The 15216-nt window shown below is 71.6% G+C and carries 17 protein-coding genes; 4 read left to right on the forward strand and 13 right to left on the reverse strand.

Going from position 1 to position 15216, the window contains the following annotated elements:
- Positions 1-39: 39 nt before the first annotated feature.
- The 6 genes from DA085_RS06970 to DA085_RS06995 are packed head-to-tail and all read right to left on the reverse strand — an operon-like array spanning position 40 to position 5057.
- Positions 40-876 (reverse strand): EamA family transporter, encoded by an 837-nt coding sequence (locus tag DA085_RS06970; protein ID WP_109472227.1) that lies wholly within the window; start codon positions 874-876, stop codon positions 40-42.
- A gap of 9 nt (positions 877-885) precedes the next feature.
- A complete protein-coding gene (locus DA085_RS21925) occupies positions 886-1893 on the reverse strand; it encodes a hypothetical protein (RefSeq protein ID WP_337189764.1) in 1008 nt (335 codons plus the stop codon).
- The gene (locus tag DA085_RS06980; RefSeq protein ID WP_109472228.1) at positions 1890-2534 is read right to left on the reverse strand and encodes a Maf family protein; all 645 of its coding nucleotides are present in this window, start codon (positions 2532-2534) and stop codon (positions 1890-1892) included. The genes DA085_RS21925 and DA085_RS06980 overlap by 4 nt, the downstream gene beginning before the upstream one ends.
- Positions 2535-2561: 27 nt before the next feature.
- Positions 2562-3245 carry a PadR family transcriptional regulator gene (locus DA085_RS06985; RefSeq protein ID WP_109472229.1) on the reverse strand — a complete coding sequence of 228 codons (684 nt, stop codon included), beginning with the start codon at positions 3243-3245 and terminating at the stop codon, positions 2562-2564.
- A 37-nt stretch (positions 3246-3282) separates the two neighbouring features.
- Entirely contained in the window at positions 3283-4044 is a 762-nt protein-coding gene (locus tag DA085_RS06990; protein ID WP_109472230.1) for an ABC transporter permease, read from the reverse strand.
- Positions 4041-5057 (reverse strand): ATP-binding cassette domain-containing protein, encoded by a 1017-nt coding sequence (locus DA085_RS06995; RefSeq protein WP_109472231.1) that lies wholly within the window; start codon positions 5055-5057, stop codon positions 4041-4043. The genes DA085_RS06990 and DA085_RS06995 overlap by 4 nt, the downstream gene beginning before the upstream one ends.
- 185 nt (positions 5058-5242) lie before the next feature.
- Between DA085_RS06995 and DA085_RS07000 the strand changes: the two genes are divergently transcribed.
- Positions 5243-5833 carry a DinB family protein gene (locus DA085_RS07000; protein ID WP_109472232.1) on the forward strand — a complete coding sequence of 197 codons (591 nt, stop codon included), beginning with the start codon at positions 5243-5245 and terminating at the stop codon, positions 5831-5833.
- 22 nt (positions 5834-5855) lie between these two features.
- Here DA085_RS07000 and DA085_RS07005 read toward each other — a convergent pair whose 3' ends face one another.
- From DA085_RS07005 to DA085_RS07020, 4 genes are all read right to left on the reverse strand, one after another.
- Positions 5856-6782, reverse strand: a complete 927-nt coding sequence (locus tag DA085_RS07005; protein ID WP_109472233.1) for a transglutaminase-like domain-containing protein — start codon at positions 6780-6782, stop codon at positions 5856-5858.
- 68 nt (positions 6783-6850) lie between these two features.
- Positions 6851-7411, reverse strand: coding sequence for a dihydrofolate reductase family protein (locus DA085_RS07010; RefSeq protein ID WP_109472234.1), 561 nt, complete (start codon positions 7409-7411; stop codon positions 6851-6853).
- Positions 7412-7478: 67 nt separating this feature from the next.
- On the reverse strand, positions 7479-8351 hold the full coding sequence (locus DA085_RS07015) for a MerR family transcriptional regulator (RefSeq protein WP_109472235.1): 873 nt from the start codon (positions 8349-8351) through the stop codon (positions 7479-7481).
- A gap of 3 nt (positions 8352-8354) precedes the next feature.
- A complete protein-coding gene (locus tag DA085_RS07020) occupies positions 8355-10040 on the reverse strand; it encodes a DUF885 domain-containing protein (RefSeq protein ID WP_237565358.1) in 1686 nt (561 codons plus the stop codon).
- A 57-nt stretch (positions 10041-10097) separates the two neighbouring features.
- Between DA085_RS07020 and DA085_RS07025 the strand changes: the two genes are divergently transcribed.
- The gene (locus DA085_RS07025; RefSeq protein ID WP_109472236.1) at positions 10098-10523 is read left to right on the forward strand and encodes a PPOX class F420-dependent oxidoreductase; all 426 of its coding nucleotides are present in this window, start codon (positions 10098-10100) and stop codon (positions 10521-10523) included.
- A gap of 30 nt (positions 10524-10553) precedes the next feature.
- Positions 10554-11255, forward strand: a complete 702-nt coding sequence (locus tag DA085_RS07030) for an MOSC domain-containing protein (protein ID WP_109472237.1) — start codon at positions 10554-10556, stop codon at positions 11253-11255.
- 98 nt (positions 11256-11353) lie between these two features.
- Here the strand turns inward: DA085_RS07030 and DA085_RS07035 are convergent, their stop codons facing one another.
- Genes DA085_RS07035 through solA form a run of 3 tightly spaced genes read right to left on the reverse strand, consistent with a single transcriptional unit; the run spans position 11354 to position 14358 of the window.
- Positions 11354-11581 carry an acyl-CoA carboxylase subunit epsilon gene (locus tag DA085_RS07035; protein ID WP_109472238.1) on the reverse strand — a complete coding sequence of 76 codons (228 nt, stop codon included), beginning with the start codon at positions 11579-11581 and terminating at the stop codon, positions 11354-11356.
- On the reverse strand, positions 11578-13185 hold the full coding sequence (locus DA085_RS07040; RefSeq protein WP_109472239.1) for an acyl-CoA carboxylase subunit beta: 1608 nt from the start codon (positions 13183-13185) through the stop codon (positions 11578-11580). Before DA085_RS07040 ends, DA085_RS07035 begins: the two co-directional genes overlap by 4 nt.
- Positions 13186-13209: 24 nt before the next feature.
- Positions 13210-14358, reverse strand: a complete 1149-nt coding sequence (gene solA / locus DA085_RS07045) for an N-methyl-L-tryptophan oxidase (protein WP_109472240.1) — start codon at positions 14356-14358, stop codon at positions 13210-13212.
- 90 nt (positions 14359-14448) lie between these two features.
- Here solA and DA085_RS07050 point away from each other — a divergent pair, with 90 nt between their 5' ends.
- Complete coding sequence (locus DA085_RS07050) at positions 14449-15207, forward strand: biotin--[acetyl-CoA-carboxylase] ligase (protein WP_109472241.1); 759 nt, start codon at positions 14449-14451, stop codon at positions 15205-15207.
- The last annotated feature ends 9 nt before the right edge of the window (positions 15208-15216 follow it).

Here is a 15216-nt window from a genome sequence, read left to right on the forward strand (position 1 = left end):
CCTCAGGTGCCGCGCCGGGACGGCCGGCCCGCGGCACCCTCACCCTGCAGAGACGAGCACGATGGCGGCTGCAGCCCCAACCAGGCCCACCACCTGGGCACGGCTCAGGCGCTCCCGCAGCAGCGTGATGCCCAGGAGCACGGGGAGGACGGGGTACAGCGAGGACAGGACGACCGCTGTCGTCATGAGCTGCTCGCGGGTGGCGAGCAGGTAGAGGAGCAGAGCGAGCGTCGCCAGCGCTCCGGTGCCGACGGCTCCCAGTGACAGGCGCAGGCCCAGTGGCTGATGGGGACCGGAGGTGACGACGGCCGGGAGGATGCACACTGCGGCTGCGAGGCGGCCGGCCACGATCGGCCACAGGCCGGCTTCGGCGCCCGCCTGGGCCAGGGCGGTGTACTGCAGGGCGATCCAGACGCTGGCCACGAGCGCGTCGGTCACGCCGTCGGCTGTGCCGGACCGCGTGGACCCACGGGACCGGGAGACCAGCCAGATCGCGGGCACGGCCGCTGCGATCCCCAGCCAGGCCAGCGCGGAGGGCCGGTCGCCGAGCACACCCACACCGACCAGCACCGGCAGGGCGACACCGCCCACCGCGCTGACCGGCACGACGACGCTCATGTCGCCACGGCTCAGCCCGCGGTACAGGAAGATCATGCCCAGGCCGGTGCCCACACCGGACAACGCACCCCAGGCGAGGTCCGCCGGTTGGGGTAGGCCCCAGCGCAGGAGCACCGCCACGACGAGGCTCAGCACCAGGCCGGCGGTCTGGCTCAGCAGGGCGATCACCAGGAAGCTGCGCCGACGGGACAGCAGACCCCCGAAGTAGTCGGCGAACCCGTAGGCGGCGGAGGAACCGAGGGCGAGCAGCACGCCCATGTCGTGTGGCTAGCCCTGGTCCTGCGCCGGGGTCGCCTCGTGCCCGGGCAGGCCGACCGTGCGGCGCTGCTGCTTCAGGCGGGCCTCGTGCAGGTGGCGGGTGCCGCCCACGAGCGCCTCCCGGGCCTCCTGCTCCAACCGGCGGAACACCGACCAGTAGGTGTCGTCGTAGTCCTCGACGACCTGGAAGCTCCACCGACCGGGTAGGACGTTGCGGCCCACGAGCTCGGTGTCGATCCGGTCGGCGATCTCGTCGTGGCCGGCACGCCGGAGCAGGTCGACCGCGTCCCCCAGCGCGAAGTCGGCCGACCCCGTCATCTGGTGGAACCGGTAGAGGTCGCCCCGGGCGATCTCCACCTTCTCGAGCGCCTCGCTGAGCCTGCCCAGCGCCTCGATCGTCAGTTCGTCGACATCCGGCGGGGTGCGGTGCGCGTCGTCGGGCAGGTCGCCATCCATGCCGTCAAACGTAACCGGGACCAACCGGTCCGGCACGTCTTGGGGACGGGTGACTGAGTCATGGGATGACTCAGTCACCCGTCTCTGCACCTGGTCCGTCGTCCCGCGACAGGCCCCTACGCTGGACCGCCCCGGTGCGCACCGCCCTCGCCGGGCCACGAGGGCGCGCTCGGCGGCGGCGCGCACCCGGGCGTTCTCGTCGTCCCGGAGCGCCGCCACCTCACCTATCAGGGGAGTCAGGGCGTGGGCACGCACGACCTTGCAGGCCATCTCGCGCACCCGCCAGTGGGGGTCGGCCAGCGCTGCCGCGACGGCCGCGAGCGCCTGGTCGTCCCACACGTAGAGCAGGCCGCGGGCGCCCCACACCCGGCGCCAGTAGGGCAGCCAGTCCTCGGTGCCGCCCAGCCAGGCGAGGTCGGGGTCGTCCGGTCGTTCCCGATCCAGCACGAGCCGGCAGCACCAGTCGAGCACCACGTCCGTGCCCAGGGTCTCGACCGCCGAGGCGAGCAGGACGCGCGGCGGGGCGCCGCGCGCCGGTCCGCTCTGCCGGCCGTGCGTCATACGGCCGATCGCAGTGTGTGCCAGGGGATCCCGAGGTCGTCAAGCAGGTTGCGGAGCAGCGGCAGACTCACGCCGACAACCGTGTGGTAGTCGCCCTCGATGCCGCGCACGTAGGGCCCGCCGAGTCCGTCGACGGTGAAGGCCCCAGCCACGCGCAGCGGTTCGCCGGTGGCCACATAGGCCTCGATCTCCTCATCGGACAGGTCCGCGAAGTGCACCAGCGTCGAGGACGTGGCACCGACCGTGCCACCCGTCCCGCCGTTGCCGGCGTCGCGCAGGTCGACCACCCAGTGACCGGTGTGGAGTATGCCGGAGCGCCCGCGCATGCGCTGCCAGCGGCTGACCGCCTCGGCCGGGTCGGCAGGCTTGCCGTGGACCTCACCATCGAGCTCCAGGACCGAGTCGCAGCCGAGGACGACGTCGCCCCCGGGGTCGGTGGCCGCGACGTCCTCACACTTGGCCCTGGCCAGCAGCAGCGCCACGTCCGCGGCCTCCAGGGGACCACCGGCGGCCTGCTCGGCGGCGGTCTGCGCCGCGGTCTCGTCGACCGACGACACGACCACCCGGGGATCCACCCCGGCCGAGCGAAGCGTCGACAGTCGGGCGGGGGAGGCAGAGGCGAGAACGAGGGAGGCAGGCACCGGCCCACGGTATCGCCCGGAACCGCCTCAGCGCTGCTGCTCCAGCAGCCGACGGTAGCGCTCGCGGTCCTGGTCCATCTGCCAGCCGGGATCGTCCTCGGCGGGCTGCCAGGCCCAGTCGTCGTCCAGCCGGTAGGGCAGGGCCCCGGAGACGAGGTCTGCCAGGACCTCCTCGAGCCAGTGCAGCTCGGTCGTCAGCTTGCGGCCCCAGAGGGCCAGCATCCTGCGGGCGTGCGGCGGGCCGAGGTCCTCGGCGGCCGTGGTCGCCCGTGGGGGTCGGGGCTGCTGACCCGCCGGCGGCGGCTCCGGCAGGCCCGCCAGGTGCTCCTGGAGGGCCTGCCGTCGGCGCTCGAGCGCGGGGACGGCCTCGTCGCCGGCCAGCGGCAGCATGCTGAAGGCCGCCGAGAAGCCGCGGCTGTCATAGAGCGTCACCGTCTCCAGCCCCTCGCGCAGCAGGCGGGACAGCTCCGCCTGCCCGGGCGCCGCGAGCTCGTAGACCGACACGTCCCGGGTGCCGTCGACCACCTCGTGGCGCACCAGCAGCCCGCGCTCGGCGAGGCTGGACAGGCCGTGGTAGATGGACCCCGGGCGCACGTTGGCCCACTGGTCGATCTGCCAGGACACCAGCTCGCGACGGATCTGGTAGCCGTTGACGGGCCCGAACATGGCCACTGCCCCCAGCAGGAGCATCCGGGTGACGTTGACGGCCATCGCCCGATCCTAGGTGCTGGCGTGCTGCCGGAGAGCTCTAGGCGTTCTCGCGCCGGAAGACTGCGGTGCCCCACCAGATGGCCAGGACACAGAGGCCCACGGACCATGCGGCACCCCACATGATGCCGCTGGTGGCGAAGTCGCCGGCGAAGCCGTTGCGCACCGCGTCGACGACCCAGCGGAACGGCATGAAGTCGCTGGTGCGCTGGAGCCAGTCGGCGCCCAGTGTCATCGGCAGCATGATCCCGCTGAGCAGCAGCACGGGCATCATCACCATGTTGATGACCGGCGCCATGACGTCCTCGCTCTTGGTGGTGAGCGCCAGCGCGTTGGAGGCAGCGGCGCAGGCCCCGCCGATCAACAACGTCAGGCCGACCCCCAGCAGCACGCCGCGCAGCGGGGCACGCATGCCCATGGCGAACCCGAGACCCACCAGGATCAGCGCCTGGACCAGGAGCTGGAGCAGGTCACGCATGAGCCGTCCCACCAGGAGGGCTGTCCGGCTGGCGGGGGTCACCCGCTCGGCCTCGACGACGCCCTCGCGCCACTCCGCGATGAGACCGAAACCGGCGAAGAACGCCCCGAACATGCCGAGCTGCACCAGCAGTCCGGGCACGAGGAACGTGTAGGCGTTGTCGGGGGCGCCCGGGAAGCTGGCGACGATCGGCTCGAGCAGCGGGCCGAAGAAGAACAGGTAGAGCACCGGCTGCAGGATCCCGATGAGGACCCACGCCGGGTTGCGCAGGTTCATCCGGAGCTGTCGGCGGAACACGATGAAGGACTCGCGGAGGAAGGTCATCGGGTCGCTCCTTCGAGGATCGTCTCGGCACCCTCTGGCGCCGGGTCGGTGGTGGTCTCGGCGTCGCGCAGCGAGCGCCCGGTGAGGGTGAGGAAGACGTCGTCCAGCGTCGGGCGGTGGACCTCGATGGAGTCCAGCGTCGTGCCGCTGCCGACCAGGGCCCGGAGCAGCCCGGGCACCTCACGGCCGGCGCGCGGGACCCGCCCGCGCACGTGGCGCCCCTCGACGCTCACGTCGCTCGCGATGGCCTCGAGATGCGCCCGGGCGCCGCCCACCTCGGCATCGGAGGAGACCTCGAGGTCGACCAGGTCACCGGAGACCTGCGCCTTGAGGTTGTCGGCGGTGTCGCTGGCCACGATGCGGCCCTTGTCGATGATGATGATCCGGTCGGCCAGAGCATCGGCCTCGTCGAGGTAGTGCGTGGTGAGGAAGACCGTCGCGCCGCGCCGGGCACGCAGGCCCGCGATGTGCTCCCAGAGGTTGGCCCTTGCCTGCGGGTCGAGACCGGTGGTCGGCTCGTCGAGGAAGACCAGACCCGGGTCGTGGATCAGGCCCATGGCGATGTCGAGGCGCCGCTTCTGGCCGCCGGACATGCTGCGGGGCATCCGCCTCCAGAGCCCCTGGAGGTCCAGCTGCTCAAAGAGCTCCTGGCCCCGGCGCACGGCGTCCGCCCTGGACATCCCGTAGAGCATGCCGTGGTCGGCAACCTCGTCCCCGGCGAAGGCCGCGGAGAACGTGGAGCCGACCTGCGAGACGTAGCCGATCCGCTGACGCACCTGCTGGGACTGGGAGACGACGTCATAGCCGGCCACGGTCGCCGTCCCCTCGGTGGGGCGCAGCAGCGTGGTGAGCATCCGCAGGGTGGTGGTCTTCCCAGCGCCGTTCGGGCCGAGGAAGCCGACGACCTCACCCTCGGCGACATCGAGGTCGACCCCGGCGACGGCGTGGACCGGTGTCTTGTGCCTGCCCTGGCCGGTCAGGAAGGTCTGCTTGAGACCTCGTGCGTGAATCATGGGGACCCCTTCCGAGTGATCAAATTTGAATAGATGAAGAGTAGGGCACAGTGCAGACCTGTGACAACCTGTTTTCTGAGCGACTGGCCGGAACCCTTTCTGCGGCTGGCGGGCGCCGTGTCCGAGGGCGGGCCCACGCCGCGCTCGCGCGGCGTGATGTCAGTGGTCGGCGCTACCGTCGGAGGATGACGACGGATGCGCAGAGGCCCGGGGCGAGTGAGCGCGAGACGCTCGTCGAGATCTATGACGACCAGCGGCACAACCTGCTGATCGCGATGCGTGGCCTGAGCGAGGAGCAGGCCCGCACCCGCAGCACCTCGAGCCAGCTGACGCTCGGAGGCCTGCTCAAGCACGTCACGCTCAACGAGCAGGGATGGCTCAGGACCATCACGGAGGCGGACCCGGACGCCGAGTTCGACATGGCCGCCGCCGAGCACGCCTACGAGCTCACCGAGGGGGAGACGTTCCAGCAGTGGCTGGAGGAGTTCGCGGCCCAGGCCGCGCGGACCAATGCCTTCATCCGCGAGGTGCCTGACCTGGAGGCGCTGATCCCGCTGCCCAGGGCGCCGTGGGCGCCCGACCCGGGACACCAGAGCGTCCGCCGGATCCTGCTGCACATGTTCCGCGAGACGGCGCACCACAGCGGGCACGCGGACATCATCCGGGAGGAGCTGGACGGCGCCAGCACGACGATGACCATGGCGCGCGACGCAGGGATGTTTGACCAGGACGCAGGGATGTCTGACCAGGAGCGAGCACAGGAGCGCGACGGATAGGTCGGTGCAGAGACGCGGCCGGCTATACCGCGGGTCGCGGTGCGCTGAGGCTCTCCACCACAGGGGGTGCCTGCACGGCAAACGGGTCGTGGCGCCGCACTGTGGGACCCGGCCGCAACCGCGGCGACGTGGTGTAGAGCCTGGTCAGTTCGGCCTCGGCCGCTGACGCGCCGGCATCGGCAGCCACCGTCAGCGCGGCGACCCGGTCGGTGAGCGCCACCGTCTCCGGGGACAGCTGCTCCCCGGGTGCCGCCATGCCTCCCCAGGCGTCCCACAGCAGGAGCTCGTCGCCGTGCCGGTGAGCGACGTCCCGCAGGACGTAGTTCTGGATGAACCAGGGCCCGCGCACCGGGCTGTTCGGGCAGGCTCCGAACTCCTGGGCGTCCAGGTCGCCAGCCCGCCACCCGCGCCAGGCCTCCGCGGCGGTGATGAAGGGCGACTCCAGCCCGAACGGCATGTCCATCGGCGTCTCCAGGGTCCCGCGCGGCCCGGTCAGCTCCGGGTCGAACCGCACCCACCGACCACCGCCGGCGGGCAGTCTGGCCTCGACGACGACGTGGTCGTGACAGAAGCCCGGGTTGAGATAGCGAGCAAAGCCGACCCGCCCCCGAGCGGCGATCCCGTGCTGCCGCAGCACCGCGCAGGCGAAGAGGGCGTGGTCGCGGCAGCAGCCCTGGACGCGCTCGGTCAGTTCGCGATGCTCCGCGAGTCTGGAGCCGTGACGCTCCTGGTCGCGGTCGAGGGTGCGCACGAGCCACCGTCCGTGGATGTCCGAGCGAGTATGCGGCGGCAGCACAGCCTGGTCCTCGCGATAGTGGACGATGAGGTTGCGCGCTGCTGCGGACACGCTCTCGACGTCGGGGTCGACCGCCGCGAGGAGGTGCCCCCACGGGCCCGGATCGCTGTAGCGGGTGTGGCGGGAGGGCCGGAACGGTTCTGTCTCGGTCATGACTGCAGCGTGCACCCTGCCCCAGGGGCAGGGTCAACACGACTGCGCGCGGGCTCGTGCCGTGCCGCTCAGCGGGTGCGGTAGCGGGCGTAGATCAGCCCGCTGTCGAAGGCCCGCTGCTCCACCAGCTCAAGTTCGAGACGGACGCCCTCCGGGAAGAACCGCTTGCCGCCGCCGACCGCGGTCGAGGTCATGAACAGGTGGTACTCGTCCACCAGGCCGGCCCGGACCGCCTGGGCAGCGAGGGTCGGTCCGTCGACGGTGAGGTCGTGGTCGGACTCGGACTTGAGTGCGCGCACCTTCTCCGGGTCGAAGCTTCGCTCGATCCTGGTCCGCGCGCTGGCCACCGTCTCCAGCGTCGTGGAGTAGACGACCTTGTCCGCGGCCTGCCAGTCGTCGGCGTACTGACGGACGTGCGGCGGAAGGTCGGGCGCGGTGTGGGCCGTCTCCCAGTAGACCATCGTCTCGTACATCCGTCGCCCATAGAGGTAGGTGCCGACGGGCCGGAAGAGGTCATTGATGAAGGTGTGCACCTCGGGGTCATCGGCGGCTCCCGTGCCGAGGTCTCCCTCCGCGGCCTCGGCATAGCCGTCGAGTGAGGTGATCATCGAGCAGATGAGCTGGCCCATGTGTTTCCTTCCGGTCGACTGCGGCTGTTCGCAGTGCTGGAACTGGGACCGCCGTGGGTGCCAGAAGTCATCGGGTCCTGGTGCCACGGGTCCCGGTGCCACGGGTCCCGGCGGGGCGGTAGGGGCGCACGATCTCGGCAACGGGACCGGCGTCTGGTCGCTCGTCCCAGGGGACCGGATAGATCTCACGGGGTGGTCCATCCGGTCGACCGTGCTCACCGATCCACTGCTCCACGGTGGCATAGGCGTCCAGGATCGGGGGATACCGACACTGTTCCGCGGTCAGCGCGACGACCGCCTCCCGGCGTGAGGGCTCGACCCGGAGCACGATCCTGCGCGATGGTGTGACCTCGCCCTCGTAGGGGACACAGACCTCGATGGGGCCGTCGCTGTCCGGGGTGACGACACCGTGGTACAGCACCCAGTGCTCAGGCCCGTGCACAGCCCCGGCTTGCTGCAGGTGCTCGCGCACGTGGGTCCGCAACTCGATGATCGTCTGCACCAGGGCCTGCTGACTGACGTGCGCGGTGATGCTGGCCAGGGTCCGCTCGGGCGCGTGTCGCAGGTGCACCGGGAAGGCCGGCCGGGGACGCTCGAGCAGGGCGTCCCGCAGGTAGGCCACGATGCCGGCCCGCTGGGCGGTCTCCTCCTCCTGCGCAGACCACCACTGCCCGAGCAGGAGGGCCGCCTCCGCATCCTCGGCCCGGGTGAGCACCCGGATCCGGGCCAGCGGCATGCCCGCCTGGCGTAGCAGGCCGATCCGTCGGGCGTGGTCGACCTGACCCGGCGCGTAGTAGCGGTAGCCAGAGCTCGGGTCCACCTCAGCCGGCGTCAGCAGGCCGGAGGCGTCGTAGAGCCGCAGCGCCTTGGTGGACAACCCGGTGGCCCGAGCGAACGCACCACTGGTCAGCCGTCCGTCTGCCCCCGGTCTGGTGCCCACAGCTCAGAGCTTGCCAAGGACCGCCTGCCGCAGTGTGTCCAGTCCGACGCCACCGATGTCCAGGGCGCGTCGGTGGAACGCCTTCAGGTCGAAGGCGTCGCCCTCGGCCTCGCGGACCTGGTCGCGCAGCCCCAGCCACAGCCGCTCGCCGATCTTGTAGGCCGGCGCCTGTCCCGGCCAGCCCAGGTAGCGGTCCAGCTCGAACCGGGCAAAGCCCTCGTCCATGTTGGTGTGGTTGTTGAGGAACTCCCACGCCTTGTCATAGGTCCACTCACCCCCGCCGACCTCCTCGGGCGCCTCGAAGCCGCAGTGGATGCCGATGTCCAGCACCACGCGGGTCGCCCGCAGCGCCTGGCCGTCGAGCAGGCCCATCCGGTTGCCCGGGTCGTCCATGTAGCCCAGGTCGGCCATCAGCCACTCGGCATATAGCGCCCAGCCCTCGCCGTGACCGGAGGTCCACGAGGCCAGCCGGCGCCACCGGTTGAGCAGCTCGCCGCGGTAGACCGTCTGCCCGATCTGGAGGTGGTGGCCCGGGACGCCCTCGTGGTAGACGGTCGTCAGCTCGCGCCACGTGGTGAAGTCGGTGACGCCCTTGGGCACCGACCACCACATGCGGCCCGGCCGTGAGAAGTCCTCGCTCGGCCCCGTGTAGTAGACGCCGCCGGTCTGGCTGGGCGCGATCATGCACTCGATCCGGCGGACCGGCTCGGGCACGTCGAAGTGCGTGTCGGCCAGGTTGGCGACCGCCTCGTCGGCCGTGGTCTGCATCCACTCGCGCAGGGCGTCGGTGCCCTTGATCTGGTAGCGCGGGTCGTCGTCGAGGACCGCGATGGCCTCCTTGACCGTCGACCCCGGCCGGATGGCCTGCGCCGTCTCCAGCATCATCGCGTCGATCCGCGCCACCTCCTCCAGGCCCCACGCGTAGGTCTCCGCGAGGTCGATCTCCGCCCCGAGGAAGCTGCGGGAGGCGAGCCGGTAACGCTCGACACCCGCCGCGTCCGACTCCGGCGCCTGCGGCAGCAGCTCGTCCGTCAGATAGCTGGCCAGCGTGCCGAAGGCCCCCTTGGCGTCCTCGACGGCCGCCGCGAGCTCCGCGCGCAGCTCCTCGGACTGGCCCTGCGCCTCGGTGAGCAGCGCCCCGTAGGTGGACGCCTCCCCGGCCTGGTCAGCACACTGCTCGGCCACCTTCTCGACCTGGCGGCGGGGCGAGACCTGGCCGCGCCCGGCAGAGAAGGCCAGCGCTCCCGCATACTGCTCCAGGGCCGGGCCCACGGCCCGCAGGCGACGGGTGATCACACCCCAGTCCTCGGCGGTCTCCTTGGGCATGATGTCGAAGATGTCGCGGACGGACTGCACCGGGCAGGCGATCACGTTGAGCTCGACCGGGTCCGTGCCGGCCAGCACCCGCTCGAGGACCTCGACCTCCAGCGAGAGACGCTCACGCAGCGCCGCGAGCGTCACCCGGTCCACGTCGTCCTCGACCGGGACGCCCTCCAGCGTGGCGAGCGTCCGGCCGTTGAGGTCGACGAGCGCCTGCAGCCCCGTGGTGGACAGGTCGTCGATCTCGTCGGTGCGCCCCGGCACACCCAGATAGGTCGCGGTCATCGGACTCAGATCGATGCCCGCCTGGAGGTGCTCCTCGGCGATCCGGTCGATGGCGGTGGGGGGACGGCTGGTGGTGTCGGTCACGGGTCGACGCTATCCCAGCGGGGCCGTGCGGGCAGCGAATTTCGTTACGTTGGCGCCATGGCCCTCACCGACGCGCACCGCGAGTTCCTGACCGCCCACGACCTGGCCACGCTGGCCACGCTCAAACGGGACGGCCGACCGCAGCTGTCCCAGGTCGGCTACCACTTCGACGCCGGCACCGATACGTTCCGTGTCTCGGTCACGGGGGACCGGGCCAAGACGAGGAACCTGGGGCGCGACCCCCGCGCGACCTTGATGGTGGCCGGCGGTCGCTGGGAGTACCTCGTGGTCGACGGCGACGCCGCCCTCGGCAGGGTGACCACCGACCCGCAGGACGCGGCGGCTGACGCACTCGTGGACCTCTACCGCACGCTCTCGGGGGAGCACCCGGACTGGGAGGAGTTCCGCACGGCGATGGTGGCCGAGCAGCGCCTGGTGCTGTCGGTGACCGCCACGCACGCCTACGGCATCCTCCCGTCCTGACGCGGTGGGCGGCCGCGTACGGTGGCGGCCATGCAGAACCAGCCCCGTGTCCTGTCCGTGAACGTCGGAAAGGCCGTGGTGACGGAGCACACCAGTGCACCGACGGGGACCACCGGGATCGACAAGTATGCCGTCAGCTCGCTGACCGTGCGGGCGCCGGGACCGAAGGCGGGTGGCCTGGGCAGCGGTGTGGTCGGGGACCACATCGGGGACCGCCGGTTCCACGGTGGTGACAACAAGGCGGTGTACCTGTTCGCCCGCGAGGAGCTGGACTGGTGGGAGTCCGAGCTGGGGCGGTCGCTGCGCTCAGGGATCTTCGGGGAGAACGTCACCACGACCGGTCTGGACGTCGACGGGCTCGTCGTGGGCACCCGGCTCGTGTTCGGCGACCTTGCCGGCCCGGGCGCGGCACTGACGGTCGCGGGTCCCCGTATCCCGTGCCGTACCTTCGCCGGGCACCTGGGGGAGCGGCAGTGGATCAAGCGGTTCACGGTCCGCGGGCTGACCGGTGCCTACTGCTCGGTGGAGCTCCCGGGCGAGATCTTCACCGGCGATCCCGTGACGGTTCTCGACGTCCCGGACCACGGGATCACCGTGCCCCGGCTGTTCCGGGCGCTCACCGGTGACCTCGAGCTGGCCGAGCAGGTGATCGCCTCCGGTGCCCTCGCCGGGCCCGACCTGGCTCAGCTGGCCGAGTCCTTCGAGCGCCGCACGGGCCGCCGACCCGCCTGAGCCGACCCCGCGAGGTGGCGTGTGCAGGATGCCGGCACGTGGAGGGGCCGTGCACGTAGGGTGAGTCAGGCCAGGCTCAGTGGCTCAGGACGCCCGCCTCAGTGGGGCAGGCCAGAGGCGCGCCAGGCCCCGGGGCCGGGAGCGACCCTGCTCCCGGGGACGCGTGAGGCGTCGCTCCAGAGCGACCGGCGAGGGGACGGCGCAGCGCCACCGTTCCCACCCGCGGAGGCCGCGGTGAGGACGGCCACCAGCACCGCGATCTCCTCGGGTGTGGCCTTGCCGGAGACGACCCTGAGGGTCGGCGTGGACGTCTGCTCGGTGCTCACAGCGGGATGTTCCCGTGCTTGCGCGGGGGTCGGGTGTCCCGCTTGGTGGCCAGGGTGCGCAGGGCCTTCATGATCTCGACCCGCGTCTCCGACGGGGCGATGACCGCGTCGACGTAGCCGCGCTCGGCCGCGATGTAGGGGTTGGCCAGGGTGTCCTCGTACTCCTGGATCCGGGCGGCGCGCTCGGCGTCGACGTCGCGTCCCTCCGCGGCAGCCTGGGCCAGCTGCTTGCGGTAGAGGATGTTCGCCGCGCCCTGGGCCCCCATCACCGCGATCTGGGCGGTCGGCCAGGCCAGGTTGATGTCGGCGCCGAGGTGCTTGGACCCCATGACGTCGTAGGCGCCACCGTAGGCCTTACGGGTGATCACGGTGACCAGCGGCACGGTCGCCTCGGCGTAGGCGTAGAGCAGCTTGGCGCCACGACGGATGATGCCGCCGAACTCCTGGTCGGTGCCGGGCAGGAACCCGGGCACATCGACGAAGGTCAGGATGGGCACGTTGAACGCGTCGCAGGTCCGCACGAAGCGGGCGGCCTTCTCGGAGGCGTTGATGTCCAGGGTCCCGGCGAACTGCATCGGCTGGTTGGCCACGATGCCGACCGCGCGGCCCTCGACCCGGCCGAAGCCGCACACGATGTTGGGTGCGAAGAGCTGCTGCACCTCCAGAAACTCACCCTCGTCCAGCACGTGACGGATCACGGTGTGCATGTCGTAGGGCATGTTGGGCGAGTCCGGGATCAGCGCGTCCAGCTCGAGGTCCTCGTCGGTGACGCTCATGTCCGGGTCGGTCTCGAAGACCGGCGGCTCCTCCAGGTTGTTCTGCGGGAGGTGGGCCAGCAGCTCCTTGACGTAGTCGATGGCGTCCTGCTCGTCGCTGCCCATGTAGTGGGCGACCCCGGAGACCGTGTTGTGCGTCCGGGCGCCGCCGAGGTCCTCGAAGGTCACGTCCTCACCGGTGACGGTCTTGATGACGTCGGGACCGGTGATGAACATGTGCGAGGTCTGGTCGACCATGACGACGAAGTCGGTGATCGCGGGGGAGTACACCGCGCCGCCCGCGCTGGGCCCCAGGACCAGCGAGATCTGCGGGATCACCCCGGAGGCGTGGACGTTGCGCTTGAAGATCTCGGCGTAGAGCCCGAGGGCGACCACGCCCTCCTGGATCCGTGCACCGCCGGAGTCGTTGATCCCGACCACCGGGCAACCGACCTTCATCGCCAGGTCCATCACCTTGACGATCTTCTCGCCGAACACCTCACCGAGCGAGCCGCCGAAGACCGTGAAGTCCTGGGCGAAGACGGCGACCGGGCGTCCGTCGACGGTGCCGTAGCCGGTCACCACCCCGTCGCCGTAGGGGCGGCTCTGTTCCTGCCCGAACGCTGTCGACCGGTGCCGGGCCAGCGCGTCCAGCTCGGTGAACGACCCCTCGTCCAGCAGCATCGCGATGCGCTCGCGGGCCGTCTTCTTGCCCTTGGCGTGCTGCTTCTCCACCGCACGCGCGGAGCCGGCGTGCACCGCCTCCTCGACGCGCGCACGGTAGTCGGCGAGCTTGCCCACAGTCGTGTGGATGTCGGGTGCGGTGGCGTCCTGGGGGTCCGCAGTCATGGGGGACAACCTATCCCGCGGGCGTCAGTGGAACCGGCGCGGGTCGAGGAAGCTCGTGTCCGTGAACAGCTCCTCACCGCTCACCCACTGCGCGGCGAGCTCTCCCAGCGCGGACGCGTGCTTGAACGAGTGGCCTGAGCAGCCTCCGGCAACGACGACGCGGCCCGTGTCGTCGGTGGGGCCGACCACGAACTGACCGTCCGGGGTGTGTGCCATGACGCAGGTGACCTGCTCGGCCGGCTCGGGCTCCAGGTCGTCGAAGGTCGCCGCCACCAGGTCGCGGATGTGGTCGGTGTCGCCCGGGTGGATCTCCCGGTCGATGGCGTCGGGGTCGTCGGCGTCAAAGGGCCCGTCGAACTCGTCACCGACCTTGGCCAGGTCGCCGGGCAGCGCGCCGTGCCCCCACATCCACTCCGTGGTCCCCGGGGCGCTGCGGATGAAGACGGGGAGCCGGTCCAGGCCGGCCTCGTGGCCGTCACGGGCGCGGAACCAGGTCATCACGTAGCGGTGGGGTGTCAGCGGCAGGCCGGGGACGAACCCCGCCAGCCAGGGGCCGGCGGCGAGGACGACCCGGTCGGCCCGCAGGTCCCGGTCAGCCAGGCGGACGGTCACACCCCGGGCGTCGGCCTCGACGGACCTGACCCGTTCGCCGGTGATCACCTCGGCCCCGGCGGCGCGGGCCGCCTCGGTCGCGGCCACGATCGCGGCCTCGGGGCGCAGCACGCCGCCGTCCGGGTCCCACACGCCGACGTCGCCGGGATCGAGACGGGCGTGGCCGGGAGCGCGCTCGGCGATCTGCTCCGGGGTGAGCCGCTCGACCGGCAGGTTGTGCTCGCGCGCAGCGGCCAGGGTGCCCTCGATGATGCGCGACCCCGGCGGCCCGATCATGATGCTGCCGGTCTCCAGGAGCAGCTCCTGACCGCTGAGCGCCGACAGCTCGCGCCACAGCTCACGGGCGCGGAGTGCGATGGGCACGAGGCCCGGGTGCTCGAGGCACGCGACCCGGAACAGTCGGGTCCTGCCGTGCGACCCGCCCCACGGGTGACCGGGCTCGTGCTGGTCGACGCCGATGACCCGGACCCCACGCTGGGCCAGCCGCCAGGCCGCGTTGGACCCGATGGCGCCCAGGCCCACCACGATGACGTCTGCGTGTCCACTCTCCCCATCGATCACCCCCTCAGGCTAGGGGGCGGGCCGTCCCCGCACCATGGTCGGGAGCCGTGCCCTCGACGGGCACCGCGCGCGGCGTCCTAACCTGACCGGGTGACCCACCTGACCTGGGAGCGCCCGGAGTGGCTCCCGAGCACCGACTCCACCAATCTCCTGGCCGCCCGCGACCCGCGCCCGGGCCGGGTGGTCGTCGCCGACCACCAGAGCGGCGGCCTGGGACGTCGCGGTCGGACCTGGACCGCCCCGCCGGGCACCTCGGTCGCCATCAGTGTCGTGATCCCGGCGCCGGACCCGCGGCTGATCGGGTGGGTCCCCCTGGTCACCGGACTCGCCGTCGCACGGGCCCTGACGGACAGCCGGTATGCCGTGCCGGCCGTCCTCAAGTGGCCCAACGACGTCCTGGCGCAGGACGACGGTGAGTGGCGCAAGATCTGCGGGGTGCTCGCGCAGGCGCTGCCTGGCGGGGCTCACGGTCCGGTGGTCGTCGTCGGTGCGGGCATCAACATCGACCAGACCCGTGACCAACTGCCCGTGCCGACCGCGACGTCGTGGCGGCTCGCCCGGGGCGGTGAGCGGGGTGCGCTGCTGCCCGACGGCGCGCGCGAACAGCTCGTGACCGACTACCTGGACCGGCTCGCAGACCTGGTGAGCGACCTGGCTGCCGGCCGAGCCGCATACGTGGGACAGTGCTCGACCCTCGGTCAGCGGGTGCAGGTGCACCTGCCGGAGGGAGGCACCAGGACGGGCACGGCCGTCGACATCGACGACTCGGGTGCGCTGGTCGTCGAGGGGGAGGGACGGCGGACCGTCCACCTGGCGGGCGACGTCGTGCACGTCCGACCGGCTGGATAGCCTGGCGCC

The organism is Ornithinimicrobium cavernae, assembly GCF_003121625.1.
GTDB lineage: Bacteria > Actinomycetota > Actinomycetes > Actinomycetales > Dermatophilaceae > Ornithinicoccus > Ornithinicoccus cavernae.